Genomic DNA, 14,598 nt, shown 5'->3' on the forward strand with positions numbered 1-14,598 from the left:
GACCAGGTCAGCGCGGCTGGTACGGATCCGGAAAGCCCAGGCTGGCCAGCAGGGCGGTTTCCACCGTTTCCATGTGGACGGCGTCGTCTTCGTCTTCATGATCGTAACCCAGCGCGTGCAGTACACCGTGTATCACCAGATGGGCCGCGTGCTGTCGCAGGGTTTTGCCCTGTTCGTTCGCCTCTTGTCTGAGAACCGGCACGCACAGTACGATGTCGCCACGCGCCGTGCCATCGGGATCAATCCCGTATTCGAAGGTCAGCACGTTGGTGGCATAGTCGCGGCCACGGAACTGGCTGTTGAGCTCACGCGCTTCGTCGGTATCAACCAGTCGCAGGGCCAGTTCCGCCTGGATAATGTCCGGGTTATCGGCCATGGCGGCGTCGACGGCCCGCAACATCCAGCCGCGAATGCGCTGGCGGGTGATTTCCGGAACCGGCACCACGTGCTGAACTGTCGTGTGCAGATAAGAGGTGTCGCGCATGCCGCGAGGCCGAGGCGTGGCCGGATTACTCATTGGGGGTGCGGCCTTCTGCCAGATCGTAGGCATCAATGATGCGGGCGACAAGTGGGTGCCGCACCACATCTTCGCTGGTAAAGCGCGACATGGCGATGCCCTGGACTTGGGATAGCACGCGCAGGGCGTGTTCCAGACCGCTTTTCTGCCCCTTGATCAGGTCGATCTGCGATGGGTCGCCCGTGATCACGGCCTTGCTGCCAAATCCAATGCGTGTCAGGAACATTTTCATTTGTTCCTGGGTTGTATTCTGCGCTTCGTCCAGAATCACAAAAGCATGGTTCAGGGTACGGCCCCGCATATAGGCCAGCGGTGCGATCTCAATAGTCTGTTTCTCGAACAGACGCATGACTTTGTCGAACCCCATCAGATCATAAAGCGCATCGTATAGGGGACGCAGGTAGGGGTCGACTTTCTGGGCCAGGTCGCCGGGCAGAAACCCCAGGCGTTCACCAGCTTCCACAGCAGGCCGGGTCAGAATAATGCGCTGTACGTGTTCTCGTTCCAGGGCATCAATGGCACAGGCAACGGCCAGCCAGGTCTTGCCGGTGCCGGCCGGACCCGTGCCGAAGGTAATGTCATGGCGCAAAATATTGTTCAGATAATCACGCTGGCGCGGGGTACGCGGACGCAGGTCATTGCGTCGCGTGCGCAGCGCAATGGTGCCGCTGTCATCATCTAGCGGCGGCAGCTCGGGCAGGCCGGCTGCACCTGCCTGGCGCTGTTGCCGGCTGTCATCAGTGTCGGCCTTGCTGCGATCGATACTGTCCGAAGGTTTTGCGTTGGCCCGCAATTCGACCAGCCCCAGCTGGATATCGTCAATGGTCAGGTCGCGATGGCGGGCACGGCGATGGAACAGGTTGACGGCGCCTGCCGCATCCTGGGCCTGCTCGCCTTCGACGATCACCCGGTTGCCGCTGCGGCCGATCGTGACATCGTAAGCCTGTGCAATCTGCTTCAGGTTTTCATCCAGCGGCCCGCACAGATTGGCCAGCTGGGTGTTGTCGCCTTCCAGATGGAAGACCACAGGCAAAGTGCGTTTTCCCGTCATGAAGCGGCGTCTCCGGTCGCGAGCTCGCCGCGTAGAGAGTTGGTATATATGGCGGTAATGCGCACGTTGACAATCTGGCCGATCAACTGTTCGGGCGCAGCAAAATTGACGATCCGGTTGTTTTCGGTCCGACCGGTCAGTTCGCTGGCATCACGGCGCGAGGGCCCCTCGACCAGCACCGGTTGCAGGGTGTCGAGCATGCCATGACTGATGGCGCTGGCCTGCGCCGTAATCTGGGCCTGCAAGCGTTGCAGCCGAGCCAGTTTGACCTCGTAAGGCGTATCGTCTTCCAGGTCGGCGGCTGGCGTGCCCGGCCGGCGCGAATAGATGAACGAGAACGAGGTGTCGAAATTGACGTCTGCGATCAGCTTGAGCGTGGCCTCGAAATCCGCTTCGGTCTCGCCAGGAAAGCCGACAATGAAGTCCGAAGACAGGGTCATGCCGGGCCGGGCTGCATACAGGCGGCGGGCAATGGACTTGAACTCCAGCCCCGTGTAGCCTCGTTTCATGGCGGCCAGGATCCGGTCGCTGCCGGTCTGGATAGGCAGATGCAGGAAAGGAACCAGCTTGGGCAGGCGCCCATGGGCTTCGATCAGCCGGCTGGTCATTTCCTTGGGATGAGAGGTCGTATAACGAATGCGTTCGATGCCCGGAATGTCATGCACATAATCGAGCAACATGGCGAAATCAGCCAATTCGGCGGTGTCGCCCAGGGTGCCGCGATAAGCGTTCACGTTCTGACCAAGCAGATTGACTTCCTTGACGCCCTGGTCTGCCAGATCGGCAATTTCGGTCAGGACGTCTTCGAACGGTCGGGAAATTTCTTCGCCACGGGTATAGGGGACGACGCAAAAGCTGCAGTATTTGCTGCAACCTTCCATGATTGAAACGAAGGCAGAAGGACCGTCGACCCGGGCCGGTGGCAGGGCATCGAATTTTTCAATTTCCGGAAAACTGATGTCCACCTGGGCGCGCCCGGTGTTTTTACGCCGTTCAATCAGTTCGGGCAGGCGATGCAGGGTCTGCGGGCCGAACACCACGTCTACATAGGGTGCGCGCCGGATAATGGTGGCGCCCTCCTGGCTGGCGACACAACCGCCAACGCCAATGACCAGGTTGGGATTTTTCTTTTTGAGCTGATTGATGCGGCCAAGATCCGAAAATACTTTTTCCTGCGCTTTTTCACGTATGGAACAGGTATTGAGCAGAATGACATCTGCATCTTCGGGCGTGCTGGTCAGTTCCAGTCCCTGGTTTTCACGTAATACATCGGCCATTTTGTCCGAATCATATTCGTTCATCTGGCAGCCGAAAGTCTTGATGTACAGCTTTCTGGCAGACGGGTGAATACGGATGGGCGATTCCTGAACAGGCGTGGTGACAGCGGGCGCGTTGCCGCGTTTGAGTGAGGTTTCTTGCATGATATGGGTACCGTTGCGGGTTTTTGTCCCGGGGGTAAAATTTGGAAAACGTGATTGTAACGTGTTTGCCCAGATTACACCTTATCCTGTTGTTTTTTCAAACGAAAAAGCGCCCGCAGGCGCTTTTTTCCAGTCCGGGAGGCAACGGGGTGTTGCGCCCACGGTACAGTCTTTTGATCAGAAGATCACTTCGCTGGCCGGATCTTCTTTCTTCGGCGCTTTGATCAGGTCTTCGCGTTTGACACCCAGCCACATGGCGATGGCTGCTGCCACGAATACCGATGAATAGATACCAAACCAGATACCGATAGTGAGCGCCAGCGCAAAGTAGTGCAGGGACGGGCCGCCAAAGAAGAACATGGACAGCACCATCATTTGCGTAGATGCGTGGGTAATGACCGTACGGGAAATGGTTTGCGTGATGGCGCCGTCGATCACCTCACGGACACTGGCACGGCGCTGCTTGCGGAAATTCTCGCGGATCCGGTCCATGATCACCACCGACTCATTCACCGAATACCCCAGGACCGCCAGCACCCCTGCCAGTACCGGCAGTGAGAACTCCCATTGGAAGAACGCGAAAAACCCGAGGATGATCACCACGTCATGCAGGTTGGCGAGCACGCAGGCCAGTGCGAATTTCCATTCGAAGCGGATCCCCAGATATATCATGATCCCGATCACCACAAACGCCAGCGCCTTCAGACCGTTACTGAACAGCTCACTACCCACTTGCGGTCCGACAAATTCCACTCGACGCAGTTCCGCGTCGGGGCTGGCTTTCTTGAGCGCAGTCATGACGGTATTGCTCTGCTCTGTCGAAGACATGTTCTTGTCTACCGGCAGGCGGATAATGACGTCGCGCGAGGTACCGAAATTCTGCACCTGAAAGTCGCTGTAGTTGAGCGCACTGATGCTGCTGCGCACCTCATCAAGCTGGACAGCCTGCTGATAGTTGACTTCCATGACCGTACCACCGGTAAATTCGATGGACAGATGAAAGCCGCGGGTCACAATGAAAAATACCGCCAGCACGAAGGTGATGCCGCTGATCAGATTAAGGATCAGCGCGTTCTTCATGAACGGGATGGTTTTGCGAATTCTGAAAAATTCCATATTTATTCCTGCTCTGTCCGGTCAGCCCGGACAGAAAAAGTGTTCTGCGCTATTCAGTTCTTGGCGACGTCTTTCTTCTCGCCTGCCTCGGGACGCCAGACGGTACCGATGGAAACCGATTTGAGTTTCTTGCGCCGGCCGTACCACAAATTCACAATAGCCCGTACGCCGACCACTGATGAGAACATGGAGGTCAGGATACCGATGCAGTGAACCACGGCAAAGCCGCGAACCGGGCCGCTACCGAAAGCCAGCAGCGCCAGGCCCACAATCAGGGTCGTCAGGTTCGAGTCAAGGATGGTGGCCCACGCCTTGCTAAAGCCTACGTTGATGGCCTGTTGCGGCGAGGCGCCGTTGCGCAGTTCCTCCCGGACCCGTTCATTGATCAGCACGTTCGAGTCAATCGCCATGCCCAGCGTCAATGCAATGGCGGCAATGCCCGGCAGCGTAAGCGTGGCCTGCAGCAGCGACAGGACCGCCAGCAGCAGCAATACGTTAAAGGCCAGGCCCAGGGTAGAAAACACACCGAACACGTGGTAATAAATGATCATGAAGATCGCGATCATCACGAAACCGTAAAGTGTGGAATCGAATCCCATCCGGATATTGTCGGCGCCCAGACTTGGGCCGATGGTGCGCTCTTCGATAATCGACATGGGGGCGGCCAGCGAACCTGCGCGCAGCAGCAGGGCGGTATCGGCGGCCTGCGTGGCATCCATGCTGCCTGAAATTTCGACCTGTCCGTTAGGGATTTCGCTGCGAATGACCGGAGCCGTCACGACCTGGCCTTTGCCATTTTCAAACAGAATGATGGCCAGGCGTTTGCCAATATTGTCGCGTGTGGTATCACGGAAAATGCGTGCACCCTTGTCGTCCAGTGTGAGGTTGACAGTAGGCTGCTGGGTTTGCTGGTTGCGTCCGGATTGGGCGTTTTCCAGATTCTCGCCGGTCAGCAATACCTGGCGGCGGACCAGCACTGTCCTGCCGTCGGTGTCCTTGAAACTCTCCAGTCCGAAAGGCACGGTGCCGGTGGCCATGGTGTTTTGCGCCGCAGGCGAATCATCGACCATGCGCAACTGCAGGGTGGCGGTGCGGCCGAGAATTTCCTTGGCCTTGGCGACGTCCTGAATGCCGGGCAGTTGTACGATGATGCGGTCCAGTCCCTGTTGCTGAATAATCGGTTCAGCCACACCTAGCTCGTTGATCCGGTTGTGCAGGGTCAGGATATTCTGTTTGAGGGCAGTGTCCTGAACCCGCGCAATTTCGGTCGGCAGGATGCTGCCGGTCAGCAGGAATTTGTCGCCAGACTGACTGGTGGTAAATTCCAGTTCATTGGTGCGGGTACGCAGCACATCCTGCGCCTTGTTACGGTCTTGCTCAGAGGCGAAGGTGGCGGTAATGCGGTTGTCTGCGTTGTTGACCGATTCCATTGCGACACGTGCGTCGCGCAAAATGGAACGGATGTCTGTCGTCAGGGACTCATAGCGAGCAGTCAGCGCGCCTTGCATATCGACCTGTAGTAGAAAATGCACACCACCGCGCAAATCAAGACCCAGGTACATGGGATTTGCGCCGATTGCGCTCATCCAGTCCGGAGAGGCCGACAGCAGGTTCAGCGCCACGGTATAGGAAGGGTCATCGTTGACGGGATTGAGCGCGTTATCCAGTATGTCGCGAGCCTTCAGCTGCGTGTCGGTATTGGCCAGGCGGACCCGGACGGTGCCGGCAGGGCCGTTTTGTTGAAAATAGGTACCGGAAAAGGCAATATTGTTCTGCCGTAGTATGTCCTCTACCTGACCCATGGTCTGCGTGGTGACTTTTTGCGTCACCTTGGCGCTGGACACCTGCACTGCCGGTGTTTCACCAAAAAAATTGGGGGCGGTATACAGGATGCCGATAATCAGGGCAACCAGCACCGTAATGTATTTCCAGAGGGGATAGCGGTTCATACCGTAGCCGTTTTCGATAAGGGGTTGAAACAGGGGGCCGGGCAAAAAGCAGGGCGGTAATTACCGCCCGCCTGTTGCCGGATTACAGCGATTTGACTGTGCCTTTTGGCAATACTGTGGTCACTGCAACGCGTTGTACCAGCACCTCGACGGGTTTGTCTGCCAGGTTGGATACTTCCACGGTCAGGTAGTTGTCGGTGACTTTGGATATCTTGCCCAGAATACCGCCGGCAGTAATCACTTCGTCACCCTTGGCAAGGGCCTCGATCATGGCTTTGGTTTCTTTCTGGCGTTTCATTTGCGGGCGAATCATCAGGAAGTACAGCACCACGAACATCAGGATGATAGGCAGAAAACTTGTCAGACCGCCAAGGATGCCGCCGGCCGGTGCAGCCTGCGCAAGAACCAGTGTAGATAAATTGCTTGTAAGCATAAGAAAGACTCCCGTAAGTATAAATTAACCAAATATTGTAGCCGTTTCTGGGCTAGTCAATGCCTTTGGACCGATCGATGAAAAATTGTTCCTGCCAATGGGCAAAACGGCCCTGTTCCAGCGCTTGCCGCATCTGTTCCATGATGTTCAGGTAAAAATGCAGGTTGTGCAGCGTATTTAGGCGGGCGCCGGTGATTTCATTGGCCTTCTGCATATGGTGCAGGTAGGCGCGAGAAAAATGCCGACAGGTATGGCACGCGCAGGTCGGATCCAGCGGGCGGGTATCGTCGCGATACCGCGCATTGCGGATTTTAATATCACCGAAGCGGGTAAACAGCCAGCCGTTGCGTGCGTTGCGCGACGGCATGACGCAATCGAACATGTCTACGCCCTGGCTGACGCCTTCGACCAGGTCTTCCGGCGTACCTACCCCCATTAAATAGCGCGGGGCATTGTCGGGCAACTGATGGGCGATATGTGCCAGTATACGACGCATGTCCGGTTTGGGTTCGCCCACGGACAGGCCGCCGATGGCGTATCCGTCAAAACCAATGCGCTGCAGTCCGGCCAGCGATTCGTCGCGCAGGTCCTCGAACATGCCGCCCTGGACAATGCCGAACAGCGCATTGGGATTTTGCAGCGTGTCAAACGCATCCCGGGAGCGTTGGGCCCAGCGCAGGGACATGCGCATGGAACGCGCTGCCTCATCGTGCGTGGCGGGACGCCCGTCGATGGTGTACGGTGTGCATTCGTCAAACACCATGGCGATATCCGAATTGAGTGCACGCTGGATGCGCATGGACTCTTCGGGCGTCAGAAACAGCCTTGAGCCATCGATAGGCGACGAGAACTTGACGCCTTCTTCGGTGATTTTGCTGCGCAAGTCGCTCAGGCTGAACACCTGGAAGCCGCCGGAGTCGGTCAGTAGCGGTTTTTTCCATTGCATGAAGCCGTGCAGGCCGTCATGTTTTTCAATGACTTCGGTGCCTGGCCGCAGCCACAGATGAAAGGTGTTGCCAAGCACTACCTGCGCCCCGATCTCTTCCAGTTCGTGCGGCAGCATGGCCTTGACGCTGCCATAGGTGCCCACCGGCATGAACATGGGCGTCTGGACGGTGCCGTGATTCAGAGTGATGCTGGCCCGGCGGGCTTTACCCTCGGTTTTTATTAAAGAAAAGGAAAGTCCTGGCATGATAATTGATTGATGAAGGGGAGGTGCGCGCACGACAAAGAGGCAAGTATGACAGAAACAGCACTGATTCGTTCCCTTGCGCCTGGGTCAGGGTTGTAAAGTTGGGCAGGTAAATGCACCGGCAACTGCTTTGGGCAGTGCCGGGTCGGATTAGGCGGGTGCAATAAACATGGCGTCCCCATAACTGAAGAATCGGTAGCGCTGTTCGATGGCATGGCGATAGGCCTGCTGCATGCGCTCGCGACCTGTCAGGGCGGAGACCAGCATCAGTAGCGTTGACTGGGGCAAATGAAAATTGGTGATCAGTCCGTCGATCACGCGAAACGTGTAGCCTGGCGTGATAAATAGCTGCGTATCGGCGCTGTGGGCGACGGGGCAGCGCAGGTTGTCCAGTGTGCCGCCTTGCTGCGCAGCCGATTCCAGTGCCCGCACGCTCGTGGTACCAACGGCAATAACCCGTCCGCCACGCTCGCGGGCCGCAGCAATGGCGGCTACGGTCGTTTCCGGTACGGTATACCATTCTGCGTGCATAATATGCTCACTGATTTTTTCTACCCGCACCGGCTGGAATGTGCCGGCGCCCACGTGCAATGTGACCCAGGCCGTGTTTATTCCTTTGTCTTGCAGTCGCTGCAGCAGCGTTGCATCAAAATGCAAACCGGCAGTGGGTGCGGCGACGGCGCCGGGGTGGCGGGCGTAGACAGTCTGGTAACGGGTTTCATCCTGCTGGTCGGCGCTGTGTTTGATATACGGAGGCAATGGAAGGTTGCCGTGTTTGTCCAGCACGGGCAGAATATCGGTATCGAACTGCAATTGGAAAAGATCGTCATGCCGCGCCACGACTGTACAGGTAACGGCGCCATCAAAAACCAGCGTGGTGCCGGGGCGCGGTGATTTGCTGGCACGAACATGCGCCAGGGCGCGGGTGGGTTCGATAATGCGTTCAATCAGCGCTTCCACGCGCCCGCCGCTGTCCTTTTGGCCGTATAGTCTTGCCTTGATCACCTTGGTGTCATTGAAGATCAGCAGGTCTCCCGGCAACAGCAGGTCGGGCAAAGCGCTAAAGTTCAGGTCCTGCAGTGCGCCATTGTTTTGCACGCGCAACAGGCGGCTGTCGGTTCTGGTGGCAGGCGGGGTCTGGGCGATCAGGTCTTCGGGAAGTTCGTAGTCGAAGTCGGCAATACTCAGCGAGGGATCTATGGGTAACATGAATATAAAAGCAACGGAAAGCAGGGTATCGAAGGCATTGATGCGCGCAGCTGCACGTATCTGGGCTCGCAATATCGGGAAGGTTGGCGGACGAATTTCGCCGGTTTTAACCGGTTTGTCGTAATTAACCATTATAAAGTGTCTTTTTCGTTCCGGACTGCAACAGGAGAGCCAGATTACAATGATTCACCCCAAGCCTTCTTATCCGAAGCCGCGTTCTGTGGTGGGCGCCGTTTCCTGCGCAGCGACGATTGGGCAAGCGTGGCATTCGGCTTGTGCTTCTGACGCTTCTGTATGCCAATAGCAAATGTGGTGATGCGCCCTGTAGCAGGACGACTGTCCATGGTGGCTTGTCTGCTCCTGCTTAGCCTGGCGCTGGCGACCCCCGCTTGCGCGCGCGACAGCGGCGCAGGCAGCAAGCCGCAGACAAAAAAGAAGGCCTCGTCCGATAAAAAGGGAAAGACTGCAACCATTCGGGTTGCACCCGGTGCGACGTTTGAGTTCAATCGGCCGGGCGCCCTTGATGTGAAAATCGTGCCGCCCGTGAAAAAGAGCGGCCTGGGTGTAAAGAAGAAAGGGGCAACCGGTCTGGCTGCGGCAGCCGCAGCCCAAAGCGAAGCTGACGCAGGCGACCTGTTGAATGTCTATGGATTTCCCATTGCGTCGATCAAATCGGCCGATCATCTGCCCGACACCATACGAGCGCGCTGGGACAAAACCGGCGTACCGTTATCGTCGCTGTCGCTGCTGATCAAGGAGGCTGGCGGCCCTGTCATTCTGGCAATCAATCCAAGTACGCCACGTAATCCGGCTTCAGTCATGAAAATGCTCACTACCTGGGCAGCGCTCAATCGGCTGGGCAGTCAGTACACCTGGAAGACCCGTTTTTATATTGATCGCAGGGCGCGCTTTGACGTATCGCAGGCCATGCGCACGCCGCTGTATATCAAGGGGGGTGGTGATCCGGCGCTCAATTATCATAATCTGCGGCAGATGATTCGTGCCATTCAGGCCAAGGGTTTGCGTCATTTGTCGGATGTGATTGTGGACCGCTCACTGTTTGCGCCTATTTTTACGGATCCCGGCGATTTTGACGGCTCGCCGGAGCGCCCCTATAACGCCAACCCGGATGCCATGATGGTCAATCTTGGCGCGATCATGCTCAATTTGAAGCCGGATCGGCAGTCCGGCAACTGGGAGGTATCGTTTGAACCGGATATACACAATCCGCCCGTAGCGGGTCACCTGGGGTTGACCACGGGTGCCTGCGTCAAGTCGCGAACCGGCTCGGAGCTGACCGGCACGGTGCAGACCGACAGTGGCCCCGCCTTGCAGCTCAAGGGAAAACTGTCTGCGGCCTGTGGGGAGTTTTCCATTTACCGGCTTGTCGGATCGCAAACCTATATGTTTTCTAGTATTTTTGAGCGGCTATGGACGGCCGAGGGCGGGACTATTTCAGGCGTGATACGCGACGGCCTGGTGCCGCAGCGCGCCGTGCCGCTGGAGACCCGCACGTCACCTTCGCTGGGGCAGGTGATACAAACGATCAACAAATACAGTAATAATGTGATGGCCAAAACACTGCTGCTGACCCTGGGGCAGGAGCTGTACGGCGCGCCGGCGACCTTCGAAAAAGGCAGCCAGGCGGTTCTGGATACGCTGCGCAAACAAGGTGTTAATATTGGCGCGTACACCGTCGTCAATGGCTCTGGGCTGTCCCGCGCAGGACGCATCACTGCCGGAGGGCAGGCCCAGATGCTCGATACCATCTGGGCTTCGCGCTTGCGGGACGTATTCATCGATTCATTGTCAGTCTCGGGTGTCGATGGTACTATGCGTCGCCGCCTGACGGATCAGGCGGCAAAGGGCCGGGGATACTTCAAGACAGGGACGCTGGGCAATGCCAGTGCATTGTCAGGTTATGTCACTGCGGCTAGCGGCAAAACCTATATCCTGGTCAGCCTGGTCAATGATGTTGCCGCCCTTAAAACCAAATCCTTTGTCGACGGCCTTGTCCAGTGGCTCATTGCACAATAATTTTTCGGAGAAAAAAACATGTCCGTTCACGAAATCAGCCATCCCCTGATCCAGCACAAGCTGGGCATCATGCGGCGGGCCGATCTGAGCACCAAGAGTTTTCGGGAACTGGCCCAGGAAATCGGGGCGTTGCTGACCTACGAAGCGTCCAAGGACTTTCCCTTGGAAGATGCCGTCATTGAAGGCTGGTGCGGCAACGTCACAGTCAAAAAAATCGCCGGAAAGAAAGTGACTGTCGTGCCGATTTTGCGTGCCGGCATCGGCATGCTCGATGGCGTCTTGTCCCTGATTCCCGGCGCCAAGGTCAGTGCCGTGGGCATTGCACGTAACGAAGAAACGCTGGAAGCGGCCACCTATTTGCAGAAACTGGTTGGCGATCTGGATCAGCGTCTGGCGCTTATCATTGATCCGATGCTGGCGACCGGTGGCTCCATGGAAGCGACCATCACCATGCTCAAGCAAGCCGGTTGCCGGGAAATCAAGGCGCTGGTTCTGGTTGCCGCACCCGAAGGCATTGAGCGGGTGCTGAACGCGCATCCCGAAGTCAAAATTTACACGGCATCCATTGATGAGCGACTGAACCGGGACGGCTATATCATTCCCGGACTGGGCGATGCCGGTGATCGCATATTCGGAACAAGACAGAAAGAATAGGCTACCAATTTTGTCAGAGTGTTGCGTCGTATATGCCGTGCCGTATAAGGCAAGTTATTGTTTTTAAATATGAAAATATAAAATACATGCTTTTTTCAGGGCTCGCGACGGATGTCAGGACCTGTGTAAATGAAAACAATCTTAAAGTCTGGTCGATAAGTGCCTGGAATGCGCTATGATGAACTTGAAATTCTCAACAATGGCTTAATATAAGAAACAAGAAAGCAGGACCCGGACTAAGCGGGTGTTCCGCTTGCCGGCAATTTTAGATAATCATTGCAGGAGAGTCACATGGCTAGTAAATCAAGTCTCGAACAATCTCAGGAACAGCTGTTGAACAATCTGCGGGCCAGTATTGCGGAAGCAGAAGGTATGCTCAAGGAAGCCTCCGAAATCGGCGGCGACAAAGCCAGCGAGTTGCGAGATCGTGCTGTGAACGCTCTGAACAAAGCGACCGGTTCATTCAAGGATGTGCAGGAACGCGCGGTAGAACAAAGCAAGCAGGCAGTCAAGGTGACAGACGACTATGTGCATGATAATCCATGGCGTACGGTCGGTTTTGCTGCGCTGGCAGGAATCCTGCTGGGTGTCATCATCGGTCGCAAGTAACGCGAACCAACGATGTCAGTCAAACAGAATCTGCGTGCCGTCAGCGGCGGTTTTACCTCGCTGGTCAAAACGCGCCTTGAACTGCTGTCTCTGGAACTGACGGAAGAAAAGGACCGGCTTTTGTCGGTTCTTTTATTCGGCGCTGTTGGCTTGCTGTTTTTGCACTTGGCACTCACTGTTGTCGCTGTGCTGGTCGGGCTGTTGTTCTGGGGCACGGAGTACCGTTACATCGCCCTGGCAGTCCTGGTGCTGGTCTATGCCTTAATCGGTCTGGGCTGTTTGCTTTTGATGAAAAAGCATCTGGGGCTGGCGGCGACGCCTTTCGCGGCAACCATCGATGCCTTGCGGGATGATGCGCAGGCCCTGCGCGGGCGTAGTGAGCCGGCATCTGCTGCCGCTACCAAAGGAGTCGGCGATGAATGAGCCAGTACTGAAAAAGCCTTTACGCAAGGCCTTGCTGACCGCCCGGGTCCTGGCCGAGCGCGAACAATTGCGACAGGATGTGAGTGTGCTTGGTCATTCGCTCTCTCCGGACGCCATCAAAACGGCCCTGCTGGATGCGGGCGGCGAAACGCTGATGAGCTTTACGCGCAGGCGCAGCGGCTTTTTTTCACTGATCGAAAAAAATCCGCTGGTCAGCCTGACCATCGCGCGCTTTTTGCTGCGTGCCGCCAAGTCCCGTTCGGCGCTGATCAAGCCGATCGCCCTGGCCGCGACCTCATGGTTTGTCTATAACAAATTCCAGTCGAAGCAGACGTCACGGCGCCAGGCACCGTCTCGCAGTAAGTCTGAGCAGGATCTCCCGGTCGATCATGGTACATTTACGTATCAAGACCAAGATCCTGCCACAGAGCATCGACCCTGAGTCTGACGTCCTGATCCATGGCAATGGGCGTTCCCCATTCGCGATGCGTTTCGCCCGGCCATTTGTTGGTGGCGTCCATGCCCATTTTTCCACCCAGCCCGGACTCGGGTGAGGCAAAGTCCAGATAGTCGATTGGTGTATTTTCCACCAGTACCGTATCACGCACCGGGTCCATGCGCGTGGTCATCGCCCAGATCACTTCCTTCCAGTCGCGCGCGTTTATATCGTCATCGACAACGACAATGAATTTGGTATACATGAACTGGCGCAGGATACTCCATACCCCAAACATGACACGCTTGGCATGGCCGGCGTATTGCTTGCGGATCGACACGACTGCCAGGCGGTAGCTGCAGCCTTCAGGCGGCAGATAAAAATCAACAATCTCCGGTAGCTGTTTCTGCAGCAGCGGCACGAACACTTCATTGAGCGCCACGCCCAGTACGGCAGGTTCGTCTGGCGGCTTGCCGGTGTAAGTGCTATGGTAGATCGGCTTATTGCGCATGGTGATGCGATCAATGGTGAATACCGGAAACCAGTCCTGCTCATTGTAATAGCCCGTATGGTCACCATAAGGGCCTTCGAGCGCCATCTCGAAACCGTTGCCGCGCGGGGCTGTGATGCCGGTCGCAGGGTCGGGAGCAATGGCATCGGGATGGCTGGCCGGCAGAATATGACCTTCAAGCACGATTTCCGCAGAAGCGGGTACAGACAGGGTGTTGCCGATCGATTTGACTAGTTCGGTTCGCGAGCCGCGCAGCAGGCCTGCGAACTGGTATTCGGACAGGCTGTCGGGCACTGGAGTGACCGCTCCCAGAATGGTGGCCGGGTCCGCGCCCAGTGCCACTGACATGGGGAAGGGCTGGTCGGGGTGGGCAAGCGCGTGGTCACGAAAATCCAGCGCGCCGCCACGGTGGGACAACCAGCGCATGATAACCTTGTTTCTGCCGATGACCTGCTGCCGGTAAATCCCCAGGTTCTGGCGTTTCGCCTTTGGCCCACGGGTCACCACCAGCCCCCAGGTGATCAGCGGGGCGATATCGCCGGGCCAGCACAGCTGAATCGGCAGGCGTGATAAGTCAACCTCGTCTTTTTCCCAGATAATTTCCTGACACGCTGCATGGCGTTGCATTTTCGGCGCCATGTCCCACAGTGCCGACTTGAGCATGGACACGGTGCCGATCGCTTCGCGGAGGCCTTTTGGCGCTTCGGGCTCGCGCAGGCTGGCCAGCAGTGTACCCGTATCGCGCAAGGCGCTGACCGATTCGGCGCCCATGCCCCAGGCCACACGTTCGGGGGTGCCAAACAGATTGGTTAGCACCGGGATGTCCGATTTGCGTCCCTGGTGTACGGGCTGTTCGAAACGCAGGGCCGGGCCGCCGGCGCGCAGCACCCGGTCACTGATTTCGGTCATTTCCAACCGGGTTTGTACCGGCACTTGAATGGATTTAAGATTATCCCGCTTTTCCAGTTGCTTGAGAAAATCCCGCAGATCCGCATATTTCACGATAGACAGCCTATTGATGACTCAGATAGTGCATTATA

Annotated in this window: 14 protein-coding genes; 5 read left to right on the top strand and 9 right to left on the bottom strand. The window is 56.8% G+C overall.

Annotated features, from left to right (window positions below; genetic code table 11):
• Nucleotides 1-7: 7 nt before the first annotated feature.
• From ybeY to queA, 8 genes are all read right to left on the bottom strand, one after another.
• Entirely contained in the window at nt 8-517 is a 510-nt protein-coding gene (ybeY, locus tag INT32_RS05340) for an rRNA maturation RNase YbeY (RefSeq protein WP_226816547.1), read from the bottom strand.
• Entirely contained in the window at nt 510-1,568 is a 1,059-nt protein-coding gene (locus INT32_RS05345; protein ID WP_193087700.1) for a PhoH family protein, read from the bottom strand. The genes ybeY and INT32_RS05345 overlap by 8 nt, the downstream gene beginning before the upstream one ends.
• Complete coding sequence (gene miaB, locus INT32_RS05350; protein WP_193087701.1) at nt 1,565-2,989, bottom strand: tRNA (N6-isopentenyl adenosine(37)-C2)-methylthiotransferase MiaB; 1,425 nt, start codon at nt 2,987-2,989, stop codon at nt 1,565-1,567. Before miaB ends, INT32_RS05345 begins: the two co-directional genes overlap by 4 nt.
• Before the next feature lie 177 nt (nt 2,990-3,166).
• On the bottom strand, nt 3,167-4,105 hold the full coding sequence (secF, locus tag INT32_RS05355) for a protein translocase subunit SecF (protein ID WP_193087702.1): 939 nt from the start codon (nt 4,103-4,105) through the stop codon (nt 3,167-3,169).
• Between the two features lie 53 nt (nt 4,106-4,158).
• Nucleotides 4,159-6,054 carry a protein translocase subunit SecD gene (gene secD, locus INT32_RS05360; RefSeq protein WP_193087703.1) on the bottom strand — a complete coding sequence of 632 codons (1,896 nt, stop codon included), beginning with the start codon at nt 6,052-6,054 and terminating at the stop codon, nt 4,159-4,161.
• Nucleotides 6,055-6,136: 82 nt separating this feature from the next.
• Entirely contained in the window at nt 6,137-6,487 is a 351-nt protein-coding gene (yajC, locus tag INT32_RS05365; RefSeq protein ID WP_193087704.1) for a preprotein translocase subunit YajC, read from the bottom strand.
• Between the two features lie 52 nt (nt 6,488-6,539).
• On the bottom strand, nt 6,540-7,679 hold the full coding sequence (gene tgt, locus INT32_RS05370) for a tRNA guanosine(34) transglycosylase Tgt (protein ID WP_193087705.1): 1,140 nt from the start codon (nt 7,677-7,679) through the stop codon (nt 6,540-6,542).
• 150 nt (nt 7,680-7,829) lie between these two features.
• Nucleotides 7,830-8,888 (bottom strand): tRNA preQ1(34) S-adenosylmethionine ribosyltransferase-isomerase QueA, encoded by a 1,059-nt coding sequence (gene queA / locus INT32_RS05375; protein WP_193087818.1) that lies wholly within the window; start codon nt 8,886-8,888, stop codon nt 7,830-7,832.
• A gap of 315 nt (nt 8,889-9,203) precedes the next feature.
• Here queA and dacB point away from each other — a divergent pair, with 315 nt between their 5' ends.
• From dacB to INT32_RS05400, 5 genes are all read left to right on the top strand, one after another.
• Entirely contained in the window at nt 9,204-10,925 is a 1,722-nt protein-coding gene (dacB, locus tag INT32_RS05380) for a D-alanyl-D-alanine carboxypeptidase/D-alanyl-D-alanine-endopeptidase (protein ID WP_193087706.1), read from the top strand.
• 18 nt (nt 10,926-10,943) lie between these two features.
• The gene (gene upp / locus INT32_RS05385; protein ID WP_193087707.1) at nt 10,944-11,579 is read left to right on the top strand and encodes a uracil phosphoribosyltransferase; all 636 of its coding nucleotides are present in this window, start codon (nt 10,944-10,946) and stop codon (nt 11,577-11,579) included.
• A gap of 291 nt (nt 11,580-11,870) precedes the next feature.
• On the top strand, nt 11,871-12,188 hold the full coding sequence (locus tag INT32_RS05390) for a YqjD family protein (protein WP_193087708.1): 318 nt from the start codon (nt 11,871-11,873) through the stop codon (nt 12,186-12,188).
• Nucleotides 12,189-12,200: 12 nt separating this feature from the next.
• Nucleotides 12,201-12,611: a phage holin family protein gene (locus tag INT32_RS05395; protein WP_193087709.1), complete on the top strand. Its 411-nt coding sequence runs from the start codon at nt 12,201-12,203 to the stop codon at nt 12,609-12,611.
• Nucleotides 12,604-13,053, top strand: coding sequence for a hypothetical protein (locus INT32_RS05400; protein WP_193087710.1), 450 nt, complete (start codon nt 12,604-12,606; stop codon nt 13,051-13,053). Before INT32_RS05395 ends, INT32_RS05400 begins: the two co-directional genes overlap by 8 nt.
• Here the strand turns inward: INT32_RS05400 and ubiD are convergent.
• Nucleotides 13,010-14,560, bottom strand: coding sequence for a 4-hydroxy-3-polyprenylbenzoate decarboxylase (gene ubiD / locus INT32_RS05405; RefSeq protein WP_193087711.1), 1,551 nt, complete (start codon nt 14,558-14,560; stop codon nt 13,010-13,012). The two genes, INT32_RS05400 and ubiD, sit on opposite strands and share 44 nt — an antisense overlap.
• Nucleotides 14,561-14,598: the final 38 nt, after the last annotated feature.

Origin of the sequence: Advenella sp. FME57 (assembly GCF_014897675.1) — a bacterium.
In the GTDB taxonomy this organism is placed as follows: Bacteria; Pseudomonadota; Gammaproteobacteria; order Burkholderiales; family Burkholderiaceae_B; genus Advenella.